The 21110-nt window shown below is 74.6% G+C and carries 18 protein-coding genes; 7 read left to right on the plus strand and 11 right to left on the minus strand.

Annotation, left to right across the window (positions count from 1 at the left end; all coding sequences use genetic code 11):
• Window positions 1-55 precede the first annotated feature (55 nt).
• From ACGF13_RS05860 to rsmH, 3 genes are all read right to left on the minus strand, one after another.
• Window positions 56-2275 carry a penicillin-binding transpeptidase domain-containing protein gene (locus ACGF13_RS05860; protein WP_392869333.1) on the minus strand — a complete coding sequence of 740 codons (2220 nt, stop codon included), beginning with the start codon at window positions 2273-2275 and terminating at the stop codon, window positions 56-58.
• The gene (locus ACGF13_RS05865) at window positions 2272-2793 is read right to left on the minus strand and encodes a hypothetical protein (protein WP_392869335.1); all 522 of its coding nucleotides are present in this window, start codon (window positions 2791-2793) and stop codon (window positions 2272-2274) included. The genes ACGF13_RS05860 and ACGF13_RS05865 overlap by 4 nt, the downstream gene beginning before the upstream one ends.
• A gap of 157 nt (window positions 2794-2950) precedes the next feature.
• Entirely contained in the window at window positions 2951-3925 is a 975-nt protein-coding gene (gene rsmH / locus ACGF13_RS05870; RefSeq protein WP_392869337.1) for a 16S rRNA (cytosine(1402)-N(4))-methyltransferase RsmH, read from the minus strand.
• A gap of 538 nt (window positions 3926-4463) precedes the next feature.
• Here rsmH and ACGF13_RS05875 point away from each other — a divergent pair.
• From ACGF13_RS05875 to ACGF13_RS05890, 4 genes are all read left to right on the plus strand, one after another.
• Entirely contained in the window at window positions 4464-5006 is a 543-nt protein-coding gene (locus ACGF13_RS05875) for a beta-class carbonic anhydrase (RefSeq protein WP_392869339.1), read from the plus strand.
• 398 nt (window positions 5007-5404) lie between these two features.
• Entirely contained in the window at window positions 5405-6319 is a 915-nt protein-coding gene (locus ACGF13_RS05880) for an AAA family ATPase (RefSeq protein WP_392870063.1), read from the plus strand.
• A gap of 1 nt (window position 6320) precedes the next feature.
• Window positions 6321-7643, plus strand: coding sequence for a DUF58 domain-containing protein (locus tag ACGF13_RS05885; RefSeq protein ID WP_392869340.1), 1323 nt, complete (start codon window positions 6321-6323; stop codon window positions 7641-7643).
• Window positions 7640-10069, plus strand: a complete 2430-nt coding sequence (locus ACGF13_RS05890; RefSeq protein ID WP_392869342.1) for a DUF3488 and DUF4129 domain-containing transglutaminase family protein — start codon at window positions 7640-7642, stop codon at window positions 10067-10069. Before ACGF13_RS05885 ends, ACGF13_RS05890 begins: the two co-directional genes overlap by 4 nt.
• Window positions 10070-10167: 98 nt before the next feature.
• On the opposite strand, the gene ACGF13_RS05895 is transcribed toward ACGF13_RS05890, so the two are convergent.
• The 3 genes from ACGF13_RS05895 to ACGF13_RS05905 all read right to left on the minus strand — a co-directional run bounded on the left by ACGF13_RS05895 (window position 10168) and on the right by ACGF13_RS05905 (window position 12573).
• Entirely contained in the window at window positions 10168-10557 is a 390-nt protein-coding gene (locus ACGF13_RS05895) for a DUF3040 domain-containing protein (protein ID WP_074000911.1), read from the minus strand.
• A gap of 479 nt (window positions 10558-11036) precedes the next feature.
• Window positions 11037-11789 carry a methyltransferase domain-containing protein gene (locus ACGF13_RS05900; protein WP_392869344.1) on the minus strand — a complete coding sequence of 251 codons (753 nt, stop codon included), beginning with the start codon at window positions 11787-11789 and terminating at the stop codon, window positions 11037-11039.
• Window positions 11790-11997: 208 nt separating this feature from the next.
• On the minus strand, window positions 11998-12573 hold the full coding sequence (locus ACGF13_RS05905) for an SAV_6107 family HEPN domain-containing protein (protein WP_392870066.1): 576 nt from the start codon (window positions 12571-12573) through the stop codon (window positions 11998-12000).
• Between the two features lie 613 nt (window positions 12574-13186).
• Here ACGF13_RS05905 and ACGF13_RS05910 point away from each other — a divergent pair.
• Window positions 13187-13786: a DUF4126 domain-containing protein gene (locus ACGF13_RS05910; protein ID WP_392869346.1), complete on the plus strand. Its 600-nt coding sequence runs from the start codon at window positions 13187-13189 to the stop codon at window positions 13784-13786.
• Between the two features lie 23 nt (window positions 13787-13809).
• The gene (locus tag ACGF13_RS05915) at window positions 13810-15327 is read left to right on the plus strand and encodes a phytoene desaturase family protein (RefSeq protein WP_392869348.1); all 1518 of its coding nucleotides are present in this window, start codon (window positions 13810-13812) and stop codon (window positions 15325-15327) included.
• Window positions 15328-15329: 2 nt separating this feature from the next.
• Here the strand turns inward: ACGF13_RS05915 and ACGF13_RS05920 are convergent, their stop codons facing one another.
• Window positions 15330-16214 (minus strand): hypothetical protein, encoded by an 885-nt coding sequence (locus ACGF13_RS05920; RefSeq protein WP_392869350.1) that lies wholly within the window; start codon window positions 16212-16214, stop codon window positions 15330-15332.
• Between the two features lie 169 nt (window positions 16215-16383).
• The gene (gene metF, locus ACGF13_RS05925; RefSeq protein ID WP_392869352.1) at window positions 16384-17298 is read right to left on the minus strand and encodes a methylenetetrahydrofolate reductase [NAD(P)H]; all 915 of its coding nucleotides are present in this window, start codon (window positions 17296-17298) and stop codon (window positions 16384-16386) included.
• Window positions 17299-17496: 198 nt separating this feature from the next.
• Here metF and ACGF13_RS05930 point away from each other — a divergent pair, with 198 nt between their 5' ends.
• Window positions 17497-18651 carry a polyprenyl synthetase family protein gene (locus ACGF13_RS05930; RefSeq protein ID WP_392869354.1) on the plus strand — a complete coding sequence of 385 codons (1155 nt, stop codon included), beginning with the start codon at window positions 17497-17499 and terminating at the stop codon, window positions 18649-18651.
• Window positions 18652-18742: 91 nt separating this feature from the next.
• Here the strand turns inward: ACGF13_RS05930 and thiE are convergent, their stop codons facing one another.
• From thiE to ACGF13_RS05945, 3 genes are read right to left on the minus strand one after another with little or no spacing between them, the layout of a single operon-like run.
• Window positions 18743-19390, minus strand: a complete 648-nt coding sequence (thiE, locus tag ACGF13_RS05935) for a thiamine phosphate synthase (RefSeq protein ID WP_392869356.1) — start codon at window positions 19388-19390, stop codon at window positions 18743-18745.
• Complete coding sequence (locus tag ACGF13_RS05940) at window positions 19390-19755, minus strand: Rv2175c family DNA-binding protein (protein WP_392869358.1); 366 nt, start codon at window positions 19753-19755, stop codon at window positions 19390-19392. The genes thiE and ACGF13_RS05940 overlap by 1 nt, the downstream gene beginning before the upstream one ends.
• A 42-nt stretch (window positions 19756-19797) precedes the next feature.
• The gene (locus tag ACGF13_RS05945) at window positions 19798-21003 is read right to left on the minus strand and encodes an NAD(P)/FAD-dependent oxidoreductase (protein WP_392869360.1); all 1206 of its coding nucleotides are present in this window, start codon (window positions 21001-21003) and stop codon (window positions 19798-19800) included.
• Between the last annotated feature and the right edge of the window lie 107 nt (window positions 21004-21110).

Consider the following 21110-nt stretch of genomic DNA (forward strand, 5'->3'; position numbering starts at 1 on the left):
CCGGCCCTCCGCCGCGCCGTGCTCCGGCCCCGTCCGTTCGTTGCTCATCGCTCGCTCACGGCTTCCAGTCGACGGTGAGGTTGGGCGCCTGGCTGCCGCTCGGCGGGACCTGCATGGTCTTCAGGGTGAACTCCATCACCTGCTTGAACACCGGGCCGCAGAGCTGGCCGCCGAAGTGGCCGTTGACCGGGCCCTGGAGGGTGCAGGAGACGGTGTACCGGGGGGCGTCGGCGGGGGCGAAGCCGATGAAGGAGGCGGTGTAGCCGTCGTAGCCGACGCCGTTGGCGGCGCCCCGGTTGGCGGTTCCGGTCTTGCCCGCGACCCGGTAGCCGGGGATGGCGGCCTTGCCGCCGGTGCCCTGCTCGTCGTCGACGACCGACTCCAGCATCGAGGTGAGGGTCTTGGCCGTCTCCGGGCTGACCACCCTCGTCTGCTCCCCCGGCGCGCTCGGCTTGTACGTGCCGTTCGGGTCGGTGACGCCCTGGACGATGCTGGGCGCGACCCGCACCCCGCCGTTGGCGATGGTCGAGTAGACCGAGGTGGCCTGCAACGCGTTCATCTGCATCGGGCCCTGGCCGAAGGAGATGTTGTACTTCTCCGAGGCGACCAGGTCCTCCGGCTTCTTGAGCATCCCGGGGGTCTCCCCGGGGAAGCCCAGGCCGGTCGGCGCGGCCACGCCGAACTTGCGCATGTAACCGTCGAGGGCCTGGTTGGCCTTCAGCTGGTCGCCGTCGCCGAGGGTCTCGACCGCCTCGATGGTGCCGATGTTGGAGGACTTGGCCAGCACCCCGGCCAGGGTCAGGTACCAGGTGTCGTGGTCGACGTCGTCCTTGAACTGCTGCCCGGCGCGGACCAGCCGGTTGGGCACGGTGACCTTGGTGTCCCAGGTGGCCTTGCCGGAGTCCAGCACGGCGGCCATGCTCATCAGCTTGGCGGTGCTGCCCGGCTCGTACGCGTCGCCCAGGGCGGGGTTGCCCAGCTGGGCCTGCTTGGACAGGCTCAGGTCGTTCGGGTTGAAGCCGGGCGCGGAGGCCATCGCGAGGACCTGGCCGGTCTTCACGTCCTGGACGACCACGTAGCCCTTCTCCGCGCCGGAGTTGGCCACCTGGTCGGTGATCGCCCGCTGGGCGGCCCACTGGATGTCCCGGTTGACGGTCAGCTTCACGTCGCTGCCCGACACGGCCGGCTCCATCGAGCCCCCGGCGGTGGGCACCAGCCGCCCGCCCGACTGGGCGTAGCTGCTGTGGCCGTCCTTGCCGGCCAGCAGCTTCTGGTACTGGAGTTCCAGGCCGCCGGTGCCCTCGCCCTCGGCGTTGACGAAGCCGACCAGGTTGGCGGCCAGGCCGTCCGCCGGGTAGATCCGCTTCTGGGTCTCCCGGTTGAACACCCCGGCCAGCGGGTTGGCGCACTCGTTGTCCACCCGGGTGCGCCCGCCCTGGTCGGCGGGCTTGCCGAGCAGCTTCTTCTGGGCCTGGCAGGCCCGCGATCCGGCCTGCTTCTCCAGGCCCGACTTGAGGTCGCTGATCTGCTTCTTGGCGGCCGGGGTCTGCTGGGCCGCGAGGCGCTTGTAGCGGCTCTTGGGGGTGTGCAGGTCGGCGGCGATCTTCTCCTTGGGCACGCCGAGGATCGGCGACAGCAGCGCGGCCGCCTGCTCCGGCGCGTCCGGGATGCCGGTCGCCTCCGGGGTGAACATCGCCGGGTCGGCGGTGATGTCGTACGCGTCCACGGTGGCCGCCAGGGCGACCCCGTCGGAGGACGTTATCGAGCCGCGCTCGGCGGTGATCGGGATGTTCAGGTAGCGGTTGGTGTTGGCGTCGGCGGCCAGCGCGTCGGCGTCCACCAGCTGGAGCTGCACCAGGCGGCCCGCGAAGACGGAGAACACCAGCGACAGCACCACGGTGATCACCCGCAGCCGGCGCTTCGGCTCGGCCAGCTTGAGCGCCTTGGGGCGCAGCGGCGGACGGCTCTTCGGGCGCACCGCCGCCTGACTGCGGGCCGGCGGGCGGCCCTCGGGGCGGCGCTGCTGGGGCGCCCGCGGGGTACGGCCGACGGAGCCCGACTTGGCGGGCTGGGCCTTGGCCGACTGGCTGCGGGCGGGCTGGGCCTTCGCGGGCTGCGGCTTCGCGGGCTGGGCCTTGGCCGACTGACCCCGGGCGGGCTGGCCCTTGGCGGGCTGGCTGCGGCCGGAGGCGGACTGCGCGCTGCCCCGGGGCACCGGACGGCGGCCGTTGCCGCTGCCGGATTCGGAACCGGAGGGCTGACGTGGAGGAGTCATCGGCCGGCACCCCCGCTCGGCTTCGCGGCCGCGGTGGGCTGGACCGGGTTGAGCTGGATCACCGAGTCACCGGCGGAGGCCGCCGGGGTCGGCGCGGGCGGCGCAGGCGGCGGGGCGGCCGGCGACGGGGCCCCGCCCGGCTGCGGCACGGCCGGCGACGGCCCGGCGGCGGGCTGGGCCGCGCCGGACTGGGCCCTGGTCGGCCACGGCTCGGCCGTGGAGCGCTTGACCGGCGGGCTGTCCTGCGCCGCGCCGGGGGTGCCGACCACCTTGCCGCCGTTCGGGACGTCCAGGAAGGCCATCCCGCCGGCCGGGACCAGGCCCAGCTCGGCGGCGCGCCTGGCCAGCGCGTCCGGGGCCGAGTTCTTGTCGATCTCGTGCTGGAGGCTCTGCTGCTCGTCGGTCGCCGCGGTGGTCTGCTTCTGCAGCCGGGACAGCTCGAAGGAGCCCTCGTTGAGCGCAGTGTTCAACGCGAGCAGGCCGAGCAGCCCGGCCGCCAACAGCACCACGATGAGCACGGCGAACGGCGTACGCCGCCGTACCGGACGCCTGCCCGGCCGGACCGTGATCCGCGCCCTGCCCTGCCCGGGGAGTCCACCCCGCCCCGCCCGGACCTCACCGGCCACCGGCCCCACTGCTTTCCTCCGCCCTTCGGACCCCGCTGGGGCCGGTTCGTCAGCCCCGCTTGCTTCGGTCCCTGATCCTCTCCGCCACCCGCAGCCGTACGGGCGCGGCGCGCCGGTTCTCCTCGATCTCCTCCTCGGTGGCCAGCTCGGCACCGCGAGTGATCAACTTGAGCCAGGGCTGGTGCTCCTCCGGGATGAACGGCAGCCCCGGCGGGGCGGTGCTGGTCGCACCGGCGGCGAAGTACTGCTTGACCAGCCGGTCCTCCAGCGACTGGTAGGACATCACGGCGATCCGGCCGCCGACCGCGAGGGCGTCCAGCGCGCCGGGGATGGCCCGGTCCAGGACCTCCAGCTCGCCGTTGACCTCGATCCGCAGCGCCTGGAACGTCCGCTTCGCCGGGTTCCCGCCGGTCCGGCGGGTCGCCGCCGGGATGGCGTTGCGCACCAACTCGACCAGACGCGCGCTGTTGGTGAACGGTTCCTTCTCCCGCTCCCGCAGGATCACCGAGGCGATCCTCCCGGCGAACCGCTCCTCGCCGTACACCTTGAGGATCCGGGCCAGGTCGCCGTGGCTGTAGGTGTTCAGCACCTCTGCGGCGCTGATCCCCCGGGTCTGGTCCATCCGCATGTCCAGCGGCGCGTCCTGCGCGTACGCGAAGCCGCGCTCCGCCTCGTCCAGCTGCATCGAGGAGACGCCGAGGTCGAACAGGACGCCGTCCACCCGGTCGATGCCCAGGCGCTCCAGCACCTCGGGGATCTCGTCGTAGACGGCGTGCACCAGGGTGGCCCGGTCGCCGAACGGGGCCAGCCGCTCGCCGGACAGCTTCAGCGCCACCGGGTCGCGGTCCACCGCGACCAGCCGCACGTCGGGGAACTGGGTGAGCAGCGCCTCGCTGTGCCCGCCGAGGCCGAGGGTGGCGTCCACCACGACGGCACCGGGGCGGGAGATCGCCGGGGCCAGCGCGTCCATGCACCGCTGGAGCATCACCGGAACGTGCTTGGGGCCCGGTTCGTTGGTGGTCATGCGCGGTGGCGCCCTTCCTCGGTGCGGAGCAGCCCGACGTCCGGGAGCTGCGACCATTCTCGCCCACCGCGCCCCGGCACGACGAAGCGGCCCGTGGTCCCCGCCCGCTCGAGGGGAAGATCGTGACCGCCCGGCGCCGGGGAAGGTGCGCCAGGTGGGCACGGAGCGGGAGGAGGCCACGGGCCGCGTCGACCGGGCCGCACCGGCCGGGAGGACCCCGTTGACGGGCCCCGGCGGGTGTGCTCCACTGCGCCGCAAACTCTATCGCGCGGGTCCTGCCAGTCAATGGCCCGCTCCGGCGCACCACCCGGGCGGCGGTACGGATCACCGCAGGTCGCAGCCGTCGGGGCGGCCCGGCGGCGGTGCGGACTGGGGGCCTTCGGCGGCGGACGCGCGCCCCCTGTCCGCCACCGCGTGCGGGCACTGTGGGACCAGCCCGGACAAACCCTCCGGTTGTGGCTATGCGCTCGATCACAGCGCCAGGTTCTGTCGCCACTCTCCCCACCGCGCGGGCCCGATCCGCACTAACGTCGCCACCATGACAGTGACACCTGACCGGCCCTCGCCGAACGCCGCTGCCGCCCCTGCCAGACCCACCGTCATCGACCGCTTCGTCACGGCCAACCGCGGCTACGCGGTGACCTTCCAGGACGGCGGCATGGACGCCCGTCCGGTGCAGAAGATCGCCGTGGTCGCCTGCATGGACGCCCGCCTCGACCTGTTCGCGGCGCTCGGCCTCGAACTGGGCGACGCCCACGTCATCCGCAACGCCGGCGGCGTCGTCACCGACGACACCATCCGGTCCCTGACCATCAGCCAGCGCGCCCTCGGCACCCGCTCGATCGCGCTGATCCACCACACCGGCTGCGGCCTGCTCGGACTCACCGAGGACTTCCGCCGCGAGCTGGAACTGGAGGTCGGCCAGCGCCCGCAGTGGGCGGTGGAGGCCTTCGTCGACCTGGACGGCGACGTCCGCCAGTCCATGCAGCGCGTCCGCACCTCTCCCTTCCTGCTCCACACCGACGACGTCCGCGGCTTCGTCTTCGACGTCCACACCGGCCTGCTGCGCGAGATCGACTGACCCGCTCCGCCCGACCCGGCCCGGCCGACGACGTCCGGGCGCTCGGGCATTCGGGCGTCTCCGAATGGTGACTTCCGGCCATCCCGCGGGGGAGAATGCGCCTGCCGGTCGGACCCCGAACCACCTGGGGCGGCCAGGCCGCAGGCCGCCTTCCCGGCGCCGGATCCCTCGTGCGGAACCGCCCCCGGGACGGCCGCGTCAAGCATGGGGTGGGGTCCGGCCTCGGGACGGGGCGGGCACAGGGTGCCAGGGAGCGTAAACGGGTGACGAGCTACAACGACCAGGCCGGTCTCGGCAGTCCTGCGGGGGACGAGAAGCAGAGGGCGAACGGGTACCGGCAGGTCGGGCTCCCCGAGCTCGCCGCGGTCGTCGACCGCGTCCGCGCCAACGTCGAGAGCGTGATCGAGGGCAAGCCGGAGGCCGTCCGGATCGCCCTGACCGTCCTGCTCGCCGAGGGCCACCTGCTGCTGGAGGACGTGCCCGGCGTCGGCAAGACCATGCTGGCCAAGGCGCTCGCCCGCTCGCTCGACTGCACCGTGCGCCGCATCCAGTTCACGCCCGACCTGCTGCCGTCGGACGTCACCGGCACCAACATCTACGACCAGCAGCGGCACGACTTCGAGTTCCGCCCGGGCGCGATCTTCGCCCAGGTCGTGGTCGGCGACGAGATCAACCGCGCCTCGCCCAAGACCCAGTCCGCGCTGCTGGAGTCCATGGAGGAGCGCCAGGTCACCATCGACGGCACCAGCTACGAACTGCCCTCGCCGTTCATGGTCGTGGCCACCCAGAACCCGGTCGAGATGGAGGGCACCTACCCGCTGCCGGAGGCCCAGCGCGACCGCTTCATGGCCCGGATCTCGATCGGCTACCCCAGCCCCGAGGCCGAGCTCGCGATGCTGGACGTGCACGCCGGCGCCAGCCCGCTGGAGGACCTCCAGCCGGTCGCGCACGCCTCCGACATCCTCAAGCTGATCGACCTGGTCCGCGGTGTGCACATCGCCGACCCGGTCCGCCGCTACGCCGTCGACCTGGTCGGCGCCACCCGCACCAGCCCCGAGCTGCGCCTGGGCGCCTCGCCCCGCGCCACCCTGCACCTGGTCCGGGCCGCACGCGCCGCCGCCGCGCTGGACGGGCGCGACTACGTCACCCCGGACGACATCCAGCGCCTCGCCGTCCCGGTCCTGGCGCACCGTCTGATGCCGACCGCCGAGACCCAGCTCAGCCGCCGCACCTCCGAGCAGATCGTGGCCGACCTGATCTCCCGGCTGCCGCTGCCGCGCCCGCAGGGCGGCCCGGCCGTCCGGAGGGGCTGAGGTGGCCCAGTCCGACTCGGCATCGGGACTGCGGGCCGGGTTCCGCGGTCTCACCACCCGGGGGCGGTCCTTCCTCGCCGCCGGGGTCACCGCGGTGGTCTGCGCGTACCTGCTCGACCAGAACGCCCTGCTGCGCGTCGGCGTGCTGCTCGCCGCGCTGCCGCTGGCCGCCGTGGTGGTGGTCGCCAACACCCGCTACCGGGTGGCCAGCGGACGCCGGCTCAGCCCGCGCCGGGCGGTCGCCGGCCAGGAGGCCCGGGTCCACCTGCGGGTCGACAACGTCTCCCGGGTGCCCACCGGCGTGCTGCTGCTGGAGGACAAGGTCCCGTACGTGCTCGGGCCGCGCCCGCGCTTCGTGCTGGACCGGGTCGAGCCGCGCGGCCACCGCGAGGTCTCCTACCGGGTCCGCTCCGACCTGCGCGGCCGCTACCCGCTCGGGCCGCTGCAGCTGCGGCTGTCCGACCCGTTCGGGATGTGCGAGGTGACCCGCGCCTTCACCGCCTCCGACGTCCTCACCGTCGTCCCCCAGGTCCAGGCCCTGCCGTCGGTACGGCTCAGCGGCGAGTGGATCGGCCAGGGCGAGAGCCACAGCCGCACCCTGGCGCTGGCCGGCGACGACGACGTGATCCTGCGCGAGTACCGGCCCGGCGACGACCTGCGCCGGGTGCACTGGCGCTCCACCGCCCGGTACGGCGAGCTGATGGTACGCCGCGAGGAGCAGCCCCAGCAGGCCCGGGCCACCGTCGTGCTGGACACCCGGGAGATCGCCCACCGGGGCAGCGGCCCCGCCTCCTCCTTCGAGTGGGCGATCGGCTGCGCCGCCTCCGTCGCCGTGCACCTGCTGGAGCGCGGCTACCAGACCCGGCTGCTCACCGACACCGGGCAGTCCGTGCCCGGGCCGGGCGCGGGCGGAAGCCACAGCACCGCCGACGCCTCCGGGCTGGTCCTGGACGCCCTCGCGGTCGCCGACCTGTCCGACGGCGGCACCCTCTCCCGCGCCGAGGACCCGCTGCGGGCCGGCGGCGAGGGCCTGCTGGTCGCCGTCCTCGGCGAGCTGGACGAGGCCCAGGCCACCCGGCTGGGCCGGCTGCGCAGCCGGGCCGGCGGGGCGATCGCCTTCCTGCTGGACACCGGCACCTGGGCCGGCCTGCGGATGCTCGCCCCGCACACCGGCGGCGACGACTTCGAGGCCAGGGTCCGGCAGCTGCGGGAGTCCGGCTGGACGGTCATCCCGGTGCGCGCCGGGGACTCCGTACCGGACCTGTGGCGGGCCGCCGACGGCAGCAGGACGACCGCCCCCTACCGAGAAGAGGCCGGCGCGTGACCACCCGGGCCAAACTGACCGCGTACTCGGCGCTGGCCACCGCCCTCGCCGCGCTGTGCATGATGCCGCTGCTCACCACCCGCGGCTGGCTCACCCACGCCTTCCTGGTGGTCGCCGTGATCGCCGCGGTCGGCGCGGGCCTGCGCCGCGCCCCGCTGTACCGCTGGACGGTGCCGCTCGGGCAGCTGCTGGTGCTGTTCCTGCTGATGCTGCTCGGCTTCGCCGGCGCCGGCGGGGTGCTGCCAGGACCGGCCACCCTGCGGGTGCTGGGCCAGGTCTTCAGTGCCGGCCTGGACGACATACAGCAGTACGCCATCCCGGCTCCGCCCAGCGCCGGACTGCGGCTGATCCTGGTCTCGGCGGTCGGTCTGATCGCCGTCGCGGTGGACACCGTCGCGGTGACCTACCGGCGCTCGGCGCTGGCCGGGCTGCCGCTGCTGGCGCTGTACTCGGTCGGCAACGGCCTGGCCGGGGAGCACAGCAGCTGGGTCTGGTTCGCCGCCGCCGCGGTCGGCTACCTGCTGCTGCTGTTCGCCGAGGGCCAGGACCGGGTCTCCCGCTGGGGCCGGGTGTTCTACGGCGGCGCGCGCGGCGCCGCAGAGTCCGGCAAGGTCAACCCGGGCGGCCGCCAGGTCGGCGTGCTGGCCCTGGCGGTGGCGCTGCTGCTGCCCGTCGTCCTGCCGAACTGGAGCTCCGGACTGCTGGACTCCGGCTCCGGCGGATCGAACGGCAAGCGCGCCGGCGGGAGCCTGTCGACCAGCCTGGACCCGCTGGTCAGCCTGGAGGCCGCGATCACCAAGCCGACCGACGCGGAGCTGCTCACCTACACCATGGAAAGCCCGCTGGCCGACCAGATCTACCTGCGGACCGGCTCGCTCGACCAGTTCGACGGCACCAACTGGAAGCTCGGCAGCACCGCGGTCACCGACCTCCCGGCGACCCTGCCCACCCCCGAGGGCCTGCGCAACGCCCAGGTCCCGCGGATCGAGGGCGAGTTCAAGGTCACCGAGCAGCTGGGGGGCAGCAGCTGGCTGCCGATGCCCTACCCGGCCGCCACCGTCCAGGTCCCCAACCGCGGCGACTGGAAGCTCGACCCGCTGACCCGCACCGTCCTGCCGGCCAACGACAAGGCGATCCGCGGCCTGGAGTACCACGTCAGCGCCCTGGACCTGCGGCCCACCGCCACCGAGCTGCGCCTCGCGGCCTCAGCGCCGTCCGACATCAGGGAGCACTACACCGCCGTCCCGGCCGACCTGCCGCCGGTGGTCGCCGAGAAGGCCAAGTCCGTCACGGCCGGCGCGCGGAACGACTACGACCGGGCGACGGCACTGGTCAACTGGTTCACCGGGCCGGACTTCACATACGACACCTCGGTCAACGGCGGCACCGGCAACAACGCGATCGCCGTCTTCCTGCAGGACCGCCGGGGCTTCTGCGTGCACTTCGCCTCCACCATGGCGGCGATGGCCCGGGTCCTCAAGATCCCGGCCCGGGTGGCCGTGGGCTTCACCCCCGGCGACAGCAAGGGCGGCGACAAATACTCGGTGACCGGCCGGATGTACCACGCCTGGCCGGAGCTGTACTTCGCGGGCTACGGCTGGCTGCGCTTCGAGCCGACCCCGAGCCGCGGCGTCCCGGCCCGCTACACCGACACGTCCGGCGCCCCGACCACCGCGCCGACCCAGCAGGCGACCTCCGCCCCGCAGACCGCGTCGGCCGCCCCGGCGCCGACCTCCAGCTCGGACTGCACCCCCAAGCAGCGCCAGCTGGGCGAGTGCGGCACCAAGGACAAGGCCGTCTCCACGGCCGCCGAGGAGTCCTGGCTGCTCTCCGGCCAGGTGCTCGGCACCCTGGCCGCGGTGCTCGTGCTGATCGCCCTCATGCTCGTCCCGATGCTCTGGCGCACCGCCCTGCGCCGCCGCCGGCTGGGCGGCGGCGGGCGGCGCGGGCCCGGCGGCGGACCGGCGGAGCTGACCGACGCCCAGGTGCTGGCTGCCTGGGACGAACTGATCGACTCCGCCTGGGACCTCGGAATTCCCCCGGACGAGTCACGCACCCCGCGCTCGGCGGCACGCCGGATCACCGAGAAGGCGAAGCTGGACGCGGACTCGGCGGCGGCCACCGGCCGGCTGGCACTGGCCACCGAGCGGGTGCTCTACGCCCCGCCCGGGCAGGCCGCCACGGAGCCGCTGGCCGCCGACGTCCGCACCGTCCGGCGGGGGATGCTGGCGACGGCCGGGCGGGCCGGGCGGACCCGGGCGCTGCTGCTGCCGCCGTCCTCGGCGCAGCTGTGGTGGCGGATCTCCGACGCGGTGCGGGCGGCCCGGACGGCGGTCGGCACCGCGGTCGAGCGGATGGTCGAGACGCTCTCCGCGCCGGCGCGGCGGGTGCGCGCCCGGCGCAAGCGGTCCACTCCGGAGTCCTGACTCCGGCGTCCGGTCCCGGTACGAGGGTCCGGACACGAAGCCGGGGCGGGCAGTCGATCGACTGCCCGCCCCGGCTTCACACGTATCGGCCGGGCGGCTCAGAAGCCCCCGGTCTGCTCGTCCCGGCGGCGCTGCCAGCGCTGCTCCACCCGGTCCATCATCCCGGCCTTGCGGCGCGGGGCGGCGGCCGGGCGGGCCCCGGCCCCCTGGCCGGCGGGCCCACGGCGCCAGCCGGTCACGGCGAACACCGCACACCCGAGCATCACCAGGAAGCCCACGACGCTGACCCAGATCTGGTCCGGCACGACCATGCCGCCCATCAGCAGGCCGATGCCCACCACGAAGCCGGCGACGGCCAGGTAGACCCGCCGACGGGTGTAGGTGCGCAGCCCGGTTCCCTCAAGCGCAGACGCGAATTTGGGATCTTCGGCATACAGCGCTCGCTCCATCTGGTCGAGCAGTCGCTGCTCGTGCTCCGAGAGCGGCACGGAGTCCTCCTACTCGTCGGTCGCGGGTGCGACCGGTCCGCCCACCCCGGTCGGGGAGGCAAGTCCAATCAGCCTTGGGGCACACGGTCGGACGCCCGTGTGGGGGACCCGGCCCGTGTCGTCCATATGCCCCACGCGTCCGGCTGTCATGCTTTCCGGCTTTACCCAGATCATACGGTCCGTGGGCCCGTTACGGAGTGGTCGGCGCCGCGTGGGACGGGCCACTTCGTGCGGGGACGGCCGCACCGGTGTCAACGCACCACGCCCCGGACAAGTGCCCGATCGGATGGAATCGTCCCGGACCTGGGCAGGTTCGCCGCCGGGCGCCGTGGCAGGGCCGGAACCGGGCGGCGCGGGGCGGGATCACGGCCGGGAGAACCGACGGCTTCAAGATCATGAACCGCCGCCGTACGGAGTGCGAAGAAGCCGTCCGGCGGCGGGAGAGTGGGTGAAGGGGCGCGCGGGCCCGGAGGGGCGCCTCAGCCCAGGGTGGCCAGCAGGTGCAGCTGGGTCGCCACGGCGTGGAAGGCGGGCTGCGCGGCGGCGGCCTCCTCCAGCTTCAGCAGCGCGTCCAGCGCGCCCGGCTCGGTGTCCACCAGCACGCCGGGGACGAGGTCGGAGAAGACCCGTACGCCGTGCACCGACTCCACCCGCAGGCCCGCGGCCTCGGCCAGCCGGCCCAGTTCCTCGCCGGTGAAGCGGCGCGGCATCGGGTCCTGCTCGCCCCAGCGGCCGTCGGCGGCGGTGAGCACGGTGCGGGCCTCGTTGAAGTGGCCGGCCAGCGCGCGGGCCAGCACGGCGCCGTTGCGGTTGGCCGCCAGCAGGCTGACCACGCCGCCCTCGCGCAGGGTGCCCGCCAGGCTGCCGAGCGCCTCGGCCGGGTCGTCCACCATCTCCAGCACGCCGTGGCAGAGCACCGCGTCGACGCTGCCGGCGGCGACCAGCTCGGGCAGGGTCTGGGTATCGCCCTGGACGGCCCGCACCAGGTCCGTCACACCGGCCTCGGCGGCCCGGCGCTCCAGCGCGAACAGGGCGTCCGGGCTCGGGTCGACCACGGTGACCCGGTGGCCGAGCTTGGCGACCGGCACGGCGAAGTTCCCGGTGCCGCCGCCGGTGTCGACCACGTCGAGCACCGGCTGGTCCAGCTTGGCCGACCGCTTCTCCAGGGCCGCCCGGACCACCTCCCACACCACGGCGGTACGCAGGGCACTGCGGGGACGCGTCGGGTACAAGGTGGGGCTCCTTGGCACGTGCAGTTCGATCAGGATGCCTCCACCTTAGAGCCTGTCTCTCGGATCCTTGCCGGGCCCACGACGCCGGGGCACGCACCTCGCCGCGTTGTCGTCAGTCGCCAATGCTCCGCAGTGGCTCCCTCCTCCGCCTTGCGATGCACGCACCCCAACGCCGCGCCCTGATCCGACAAAATCCAAGAGACAGGCCCTAGACCGGCCCGGCGGGGACCCCGCCCACGCCCGGCGGCTCGCCGCCGTCCGGCGGCAGCCGGGGCGGGGGCGGGGCGGCGTGCAGGCCGAGCAGGCGCTCGACCAGGCGCAGGAACAGGGCGGAGTTGCGGATCAGGTCGTCGGCGTCGCGGGCCGAGGCGGCGCCCCTGATCCCGGCCTCGGCGGCGGCCCGGCGGCGGGCACCCGCACCGTAGTAGAGCGCCCACTCGGCGAGCTCGGGGGCCACCTCGGGCAGCACCTCCCAGGCGCTGCGGATGGCCTTGCGGCGGCGCGGGCTCTTCTCCGGGCGGCCGCGCACCGCCAGGACGGCGGCCACCGTGCGCAGCGCGGCCAGGTGGGCGGTGGCGTAGCGCTCCAGCGGGTCCTCCAGGGCGCGGGCCCGGGCGAGGGTGCGGTGGGCGTCGGCGAGCAGGTCGAGGGCGGCCGGCGGCGCGGAGACCCGGCGCAGCACGGGGTGGACGTCCGCTGTGGCGGGGCGTCCGGCGGACGGACCCGGGAAGAGCGGCAGGGCGGCGGAGTGGAGGCGGGCGGTGACGGGCTCAGGACGGCTGATGGTCATGGTCTCCCCCGTTCCGAGGCAGCGCGCGGACCGGGTGGTCCGTGCGTCTCCATCGTGAACGGCGGCACTGACAATCCGGGCCCCCGGTGAGCCGGAAGCGGGCAAGGGTGGCCGGAAAGGCTCCGGAAACGGCGTAAGGCGGCGGGCGCGGTCCTCCCCCTGTTCCGCGCCGCCGCCATGCCGTCGCTCCGCCGATCCCACGGTCGGCGGTGCGACTCCCCCGTACGGCCGGTCTCCCCCCGGCCCGCTCCGCCGCCCCGTGTCGGCGGTGCGAGGACCGTGACCAGCCCCGTGGCGGTCCGTCCGCCGCCTCCCCCTGGCGTTTCGCTTCCGGGGGACGGACGGATCCGCCGCCCGGGTGGGCCCGGCGCCCGACGCGCCGCCCTCCCGGGTACCTCCACTCTCCCGTCTGCGCAGGTCGGCGGCCATCCGCTGAGGTACTCAACCGTGGATCTGAGTATCCGTACTCAGTCCGCCCCGGCCCGCCGGCCGCCGGAACCGGGAGGTGCGCCCGCCGCGTCCCGGCTGCCGGTACGGTACGGCGGAGCCGGGCACGGACCGGCCCCACCGGACGACGAGGGGACGCGATGACGAGGAGGGGGACGAGATGACGGTCCTGCCGCTGATCTTCACCAGCGGACTGGCCAGCGGCGTCAACGCCTACGCGGTGGTGCTGCTGCTCGGCCTGCTGGGCAGGTTCGCCGACGCGGACTCGGTGCCGCGGGCGCTGGAGCGCACGGACGTGCTGGTCGTGGCCGGCGTGCTGTTCGCGCTGGAGGCGGTGGCCGACAAGATCCCGTACGTGGACAGCGTCTGGGACGCCGTGCACACGGTGATCCGGCCGGTCGCCGGCGCCACCGTCGGCGTGCTGATCGCGAGCAACGACCCCGGCTCGCTGAGCGAGGTCGCGGCCGGCGCGATGGGCGGCACCTCGGCGCTGGTCAGCCACCTGGTGAAGGCCTCGCTGCGGATGGCCGTCAACACCTCCCCCGAGCCGGCCAGCAACATCGTGGTCAGCCTGGCGGAGGACCTCTCGGTGGCCGGTCTGATCACCCTGGCGATCTTCCACCCCTGGCTGGCCGCCACCGCGGCCGCCGTGGTCCTGGCCGTCGGGTTGCTGCTGGTCTGGCTGGCGATCAGCAGGGTCCGGGCCTTCCGGGCCCGCCGTCGCGAGCGCCGGGCCGCCCGGGCGGCGGGAGTCGCGTAAGGGTCGTCCTAGGATCTGGTGCCATGGCACGGATCGTCATCATCGGCGCAGGAATGAGCGGGCTCGCGGCGGCCTCACGGCTGGCGACCATCGGCCACCGGGTGACGGTCTGCGAGGCGGGCGGCACCCACGGGGGCATGGTCGGGCGGTACGAGCGCGAGGGCTTCGCCTTCGACACCGGGCCCGGCCTGCTCGCCCTCCCCGCGGTCTACCGCGACCTGGCGCTGAAGACCGGGAAGGAGCCGCTGGAGCAACTGGTCGAGCTGGCCCCGGTCGACCCGGAGAGCCGGCACCTGTTCGCCGACGGCACCGTCGTCACCCTGCCGAACGCCTCCCGCGGCGGTGTCAGCCAGGCCCTGGACGCCGCCTTCGGCGCGGGCTCCGGCGCCCGCTGGAGCGCGGTGATGAACCACGGCCGGACGGTCTGGGAGGCCACCCGCCGCCCGCTGCTGGAGGAGCCGCTGCCGGCCGAGCGCGGCGTGCTGTCCGCGGCCGACCGGGCCCTGCTGGGCACCGACCCGTACCCCGTCCCGCCGCGCACCGGCCTGGCCCGGCTGCGCCGCGCGCGGCCGTGGTCCCTGGAGCACGTGGCCGCGCGCGAACTCGGCGACCACCCCGGTCTGACCGCCCTGCTGTTCGAGTCGGCCCTCCGGTACGGCTTCAACCCGGCCGAGGCGCCCGCCGGGGCCACCGTGCTGCCGTACATGGAGCAGTCCTTCGGCGTCTGGTACGTCCGGGGCGGCCTGCGGGCGCTCGCGGACGCGGTGTTCCGCCGCTGCGAGCTGCGCAAGGTCGAGTTCCGTTTCGACACCCCGGTCACCCGGGTGGTCGTCGAGGGCGGCCGGGCGCGCGGGGTCGAGACGGCGGGCGGCCGGATCGACGCGGACCTGGTGGTCTCCGCGATGGACACCGCCGCCCTGTACCACCACGGCCTCTCCGAGTGGCCGGGGGTGCCGGCCGGGGACTGGGAGCCGCAGGAGGTGCCCGGCCGGTTCAGCGTGCTGCTCGCGCTGCGCGGGCCCCGCCCGGCGGGCATCGCGCACCGCACGGTGGTGCACGCGGCCGATCCGGCCGACGAGGCGAACGCCCTCACCCTCTCCGTCCCGCCCTGCGAGCGCCCCACCGTCCAGGTGCTGCGCCCGGACGACCCGGAGCTGCGGCCCGACGACGACCACGAGAGCGTGGTGCTGACCGCGACCGTCCCCGCCCAGGGCGAGTTCGACTGGACGGCGCCGGGCGTCGCCGACCGCTACGCCGACCACCTGCTCGCCCATGTGGACGCGGCCGGCCTGGGCCTGCGCGAGCGGGTGCTGTGGCGGGTCGTGCGCACCCCGGAGGACACCCGCCGGGAGACCGGAGCCCTCGGCGGCGCGGTCGCCCGCCCGGCCCTGGCCGGCTCCGGGGGCTCCTGGCTGAAGGCCGCCAACGAGTCCCCCGTCCCCGGGCTCTACCTGGTCGGCGGCAACGCCCACCCCGGCGGCGGCCTCGCCCGGGTCGGCATGTCGGCCTGCATCACCGCCGGGCTGATCGGCCCGGCCTAGGGTCAGCCCTGGTGCCAGGTGTGCTGCTGGTAGCCGTGGTTCTGGTCGTACGTCGGCTGCTGCGGGATGCCCTGGACGTTCGGGTCGGGCTGGGGCTGCCACTCCTGCTGGGGCTGGGGCTGGGGCTGGGCGTGCTGGTCCCAGGCCTGCTGGTGCTGCGGCTGCTGGTAGCCCGCGTACGGGTCCTGCTGCGGGTAGCCGCCGTACGGGTCCTGCTGCTGCTGGGGGTAGCCGCCGTAGGACTGCTGGTCGTAGGACGGCTGCTCGTAGGGCTGCTGCTCGTAGCCGAAGGCGGGCTGCTGCTGGGTCTGCCACTGCTGCTGGTCGTAGCCGGCCTGGTAGGCGCCGGCGTACGGGTCCTGGGGCTGCTGCTGGACCTGCGGCTGCTGCTCGTAGTACGCGGAGGCGTAGACGCCGTCCTGGGCGAGTTCCTGCATCTCGAAGGCGGCGGTCTGCTCGACCTCCGGCACCTCGTCGGGCACCGGCAGGGGCTCCGGGGTCTCCTCGACGGCGCTGACCTCGCCGACCCGCTTCCGGGTGGCCGCGGCGGCCGCCACCGCGGCGACGCCGCCGGTGAGGGCGCCGAGCAGCGGCACCTTGGCGAGCGGTCCGGGCAGGCTGCCGTCGGGCTTCCGCAGGGACCAGCCGGTCTGGTAGCCGCGCTTGACCGAGAGGGTGACGAAGGTCTGGCCGACCGCGAACAGTGCGGCGCCGGCGCCGATCACCACGACCGAGCCGAGGATCATCCCGACGGCCACGCCCAGGAAGCCGACCAGGGCCAGGACCCGCCAGTGCACCGGAGCCCGGTTCTGCAGCAACACCTCCGCGACCAGCCAGAGCGCCACCACCGCCAACGCGGCGTACAGCAGCAGGTATCCGATGCCCATCCGCCCGCTACCTCCAGTCGCGTGCCCGCGCGTGTGCGCCGCGCGTGTGCGGCGACTGTACCGGTTCAACGGCCGGGGTACCGCATCGCGTTCCCCGGCCCCCGGACACCGGCCGCACACGACCGAGCCCGCCACCCCGGTACGGTGACGGGCTCGTGAACACCCGGCGTCAGCGCTGGTGCAGCCCCAGGTTCTGGTAGATCTCCAGCGTCGCCGTCGAGTGGTTCAGCGTGATGAAGTGCAGACCGGGCGCACCCTCGGCGAGGAGGCGCTCGGCCATCGCCGTGGCGTGCTCCATGCCGATGGCCCGCAGGGCCGCCGGGTCGTCGATGGCCGCCCGCAGCCGGGCCTCCAGGTCGGCCGGGAAGGCCGAGCCGCTGAGCTGCGGGAAGCGCTCCAGCTGCTTGGCGTTGGTGACCGGCATGATCTCCGGGATGATCGGCGCCTCGCAGCCGGCGGCCGTCACCCGGTCGCGCAGCCGCAGGTAGTCGTCCACCTCGAAGAACATCTGGGTGATCGCGTAGTCGGCCCCGGAGCGGATCTTCGCGACGAAGTGCCGGATGTCCTCGTCCCAGTCGGTGGAGCGCGGGTGCATGTTCGGCGAGGCCGCGACGCCGACGCAGAAGTCGCCGATGCCCTTGATCAGCTCCACCAGCTCGTACGCGTAGGTGACGCCGTCGGGGTGGCTGACCCACTCGCCCATCGGGTCCCCGGGCGGGTCGCCCCGGACCGCGAGGACGTTGCGCACGCCCTGGTCGGCGTACTGGCCGATGATGTTGCGCAGCTCGGCGATCGAGTGGTCCACCGCGGTGAGGTGGGCGACCGGGGTCAGGGTGGTCTCGGTGGCGATCCGGCCGACCATGTTGACGGTGCGCTCGCGCGAGGAGCCGCCGGCGCCGTACGTCATGCAGACGAAGTTGGGGTCGAGGGGCTCGAGCCGGCGGATGGCGTCCCAGAGCTTCTGCTCGCCGACCTCGGTGCGCGGCGGCATGAACTCGAAGGAGAAGGAGCGCTTGCCGGCCGCCAGGAGTTCGCGCACGGTCAGTGCGCGATCCGTTCTCGTGGAAGCGATGCCGAGTGCCATGCTGGCAGGCTATCCGGCGGTCGGAGGGGCCGGACATCGGATTCCATCTATTGAGACAACTGATGGACGGCGCTCCGGTTCACCCCGGTAGGGCTCTCCGCGGCGCCTCCCACGTGCCCCCGGCGGGGCCGCTCGCACGCCCGTTCCCAGCCGCCCCGCTACGCTTGCTGCACCCCAGAGAACCAGCGGAGCCCCATCGTGACCTCGTCCAGCACCCGGCCGGCCAACCCCGGTTCGGCCATCAGTGCGGCCAGCAGTGCGGCCAATCCCATTGACGTGGAGGACGTCCGCACCCGCGTCAACGCGGCGCTCGCCGCGTTCATGGACGACCAGTCCGTGCTGCTCGACAAGATCTCGCCCCGGCTGGCCCCCGCCGCCGACGCGCTGCGCGACTTCCTGCTGGACGGCGGCAAGCGACTGCGCCCGGCGTTCTGCTACTGGGGCTGGCGCGGCGCCGGCGGCCCGGCCGGGGGCGCCACCGGCGAGGCGATCGCCAACGCGGCCGCCGCCCTGGAGCTGCTCCAGGCGAGCGCCCTGGTCCACGACGACCTGATGGACCGCAGCGACACCCGCCGCGGCCTGCCCTCGGTCCACCGCCGCTTCGAGGCGCTGCACCGCGACAACGGCTGGCGCGGTGACCGCGAGCAGTACGGCACCTCGGCCGCGGTGCTGCTCGGCGACCTGCTGCTGATCTGGTGCGACGAGCTCTTCCTGCGCTCCGGCCTGGAGCCCGCCGCCGTCCTGGCCGCCAAGCCGGTGTTCGACCTGATGCGCACCGAGGTCATGCTCGGCCAGTACCTGGACGTGCTGGAGCCGGTGGCCGGCGACTCGACCGACGAGGGCGCGCTGGACCGCGCGCAGACCGTGCTGCACTACAAGTCCGCGAAGTACACCATCGAGCGGCCGCTCCAGGTGGGGGCGCTGCTGGCGGGCGCCGGCCCCGAGCTGGTCGAGGCGTACGGGGCGTTCGGGCTGCCGCTGGGCGAGGCCTTCCAGCTGCGCGACGACCTGCTCGGCGTCTTCGGGGACCCAGCCGTCACCGGCAAGCCGGCCGGGGACGACCTGCGCGAGGGCAAGCGCACCCTGCTGGTCGCCCACGCGATGCGGGGCCTGTCGGCCGCCGACGCCCGGCACCTGGACGAGCGGCTCGGCGCACCGGACCTGGCCGCCCCCGAGGTCGCCGAACTGCGCGCGCTGGTCGCCCGCAGCGGCGCGCCGGAGGTGGTGGAACGCCGGATCGAGGAGCTGATGCGGCAGTCGCTGGCCGCGCTGGAGGCGGCGCCGCTCGCCGACGGGCGGGCCCGTACGGTGCTGCTGGCACTGGCCGAGGCCGCCACCGTCCGCAAGTACTGACGGACGGCGACGGCCTCGGGCGGGTCCTACCGGTTCGGAGCGGGGCCCCGCGGATCCGGGCGGATCCGGCGGGTTCCGCGGATCCGGGCGGTCAGAGCGCGGCGCGCACCCGGCGGGACAGCTCGGCGGCGGCCGCCCCCGGGTCCGCCGCGGCGGTGATCGCCCGCACCACGACGACCCGGCGGGCGCCGGCGGCCAGCACCTCGTCCAGGTTGCCGAGGTCGATCCCGCCGATCGCGAACCACGGCCGGTCGGTGGCCTGCTTCGCCGCGTACGAGACCAGGCCGAGGCCCGGGGCCGGGCGGCCCGGCTTGGTCGGGGTCGGCCAGACCGGGCCGGTGCAGAAGTAGTCCACGCCGGGCTCGGCGATCGCCGCGTCCACCTCGGACTCGGCGTGGCAGGAGCGGCCGATCAGCACGTCCTCGCCGAGGATCGCCCGGGCGGCCGGTACCGGCAGGTCGTCCTGGCCGAGGTGCAGCACGTCCGGCCGGGCCGCGTGGGCGACGTCGGCGCGGTCGTTGACGGCCAGCAGCTTGCCGTGCCGGCGGCAGGCGTCGGCGAAGACCTCCAGGGCCGCCAGCTCCTGCCGGGCCTCCAGGCCCTTGTCGCGCAGCTGGACGACGTCCACCCCGCCCGCCAGCGCCGCGTCCAGGAACTCGGCGAGGTCGCCCTGCTCCCGACGGGCGTCGGTGCACAGGTACAGCCGGGCGTCGGCGAGGGCGGCACGGGGGTCCGTCATCACAGCGCCATGGCCTGGGCGCGGCGCTTGACCTCGGTCGCCCGGTTCTCCCACAGCGCCTGGATCGGGCTGCCGGGCAGCGACTCGTCCTCGGTGAACAGCCACTCGACGATCTCGTCGTCGGAGAAGCCGCTGTCCCGCAGCACGGTCAGCAGGCCGACCAGGTGCTTGACCGGGCCGGTCTCGTCGATGAAGGCCGCCGGGACCTGCAGGGACTTGTTGGGACCGCGGCGGACCGCGATCAGGTCACCCTGCTTGACCATGTTGCGGACCTCGGTGACCAGCACACCCCACCGCTCGGAGATGTCGGGCAGGTACAGCCACTCGGGGACCAGGGCTTCAGTCTTGGCATCGATCTCACTCACGGCACCAGACTGCCACCTCCACGGCCCACCGCGCACATGGCCCTACGCCACGGCCGCCTTCAGTGGCACCGACGGGTCTGCCGCGCGGGCCGGATCCAGCGCCGTGCCGCGCTCGATCAGCCTGCGCCCCTGGGTGAGGTCGCGCGGCCGGTCCACGGTCAGCAGCGCGCTCGGCACGCCGTCGCGCAGCCAGAGCACCGACCACTCGGCGTCCTGCGGACCGCCGCGCCAGAGCGGCACGTCGCCCTCGGCGTGCCGGCCGGCGTACTGGACCATCCGCCCGAACTGCTCGGACCAGAAGTACGGCACCGGGTCGTAGTCCGGCGCGTCCGCGCCCAGGACGGCGGCGGCCACCGCCTCACCGGACTGCAGGGCGTGGTCCCAGTGCTGGACGGCCAGCCGGGCGCCGGCCCGGGCCGACGGGTAGCTGACGCAGTCGCCGGCCGCGAAGACGCCGGGCACCGAGGTGCGCAGCCGCCCGTCCACGACGACGGCGCCGGTCGCGTCCAGCTCGACCCCGGAGCCGGCCAGCCAGCCGGTCGCGGGGCGGGCCCCGATGCCGACCACCACCTCGTCGGCGGGCAGGTGCGAGCCGTCCGCCAGCAGCACCGCGCCGGGCTCCACGGCGGCCACGCCGACGCCGCAGTGCAGCTCGACCCCGGCCGCGGCGTACCAGGCGGCCATCGCCGAGCCGATCTCCGTCGGCAGCGCGCCGGGCAGCGGCGCCGGACCGGCCTCGACCACCGTCACCTCGCAGCCTGCCGCGCGGGCCGCGGTGGACACCTCGGCGCCGATCCAGCCCGCGCCGACCAGCACCAGCCTCAGCCCGGGGCGCAGCAGCGCGCGCAGCGCCAGGGCGTCGTCCAGGGTGTGCAGCAGGTGCGCCCGCTCGGCGCCGGGCAGGGCGCGCGGCACGGCGCCGGTGGCGATCACCAGCGAGCCGTACGGGAGGTCGCCGCCGTCGGTGTGCAGCACGCCGGGGGTGAGGCCGGTGGCGCGGCGGCCGGTGAGCAGCTCGATGTCGAGCTGCCCGTAGTCGATGCCCAGGGCGGTGGAGTCGGCCTTGCCGAGCAGCACGTCCTTGGAGAGCGGCGGCCGGTCGTACGGCGCGTGCGGCTCCTCGCCGACCAGCACGATCCGCCCCCGCCAACCGCCCTGCCGCAGCTTGAGGGCGCACTGCGCCCCGGCCAGCCCGGCTCCGACGACGACCACCTGATCCGTTCCGCTCAGCTCTGCCACGCCCGTCACTGTACTCAGCGGCCGACCGGCGGCCGGGGGTGGGCCGGGAGGTGCGGGCGGTCCCTCTCCGGTACGGGCCTGCGGCCGGGCGGGTCCCACCGCCCACACCGCTGTCC

It is taken from the genome of Kitasatospora sp. NPDC048286 (genome assembly GCF_043201735.1).
In the GTDB taxonomy this organism is placed as follows: domain Bacteria; phylum Actinomycetota; class Actinomycetes; order Streptomycetales; family Streptomycetaceae; genus Kitasatospora.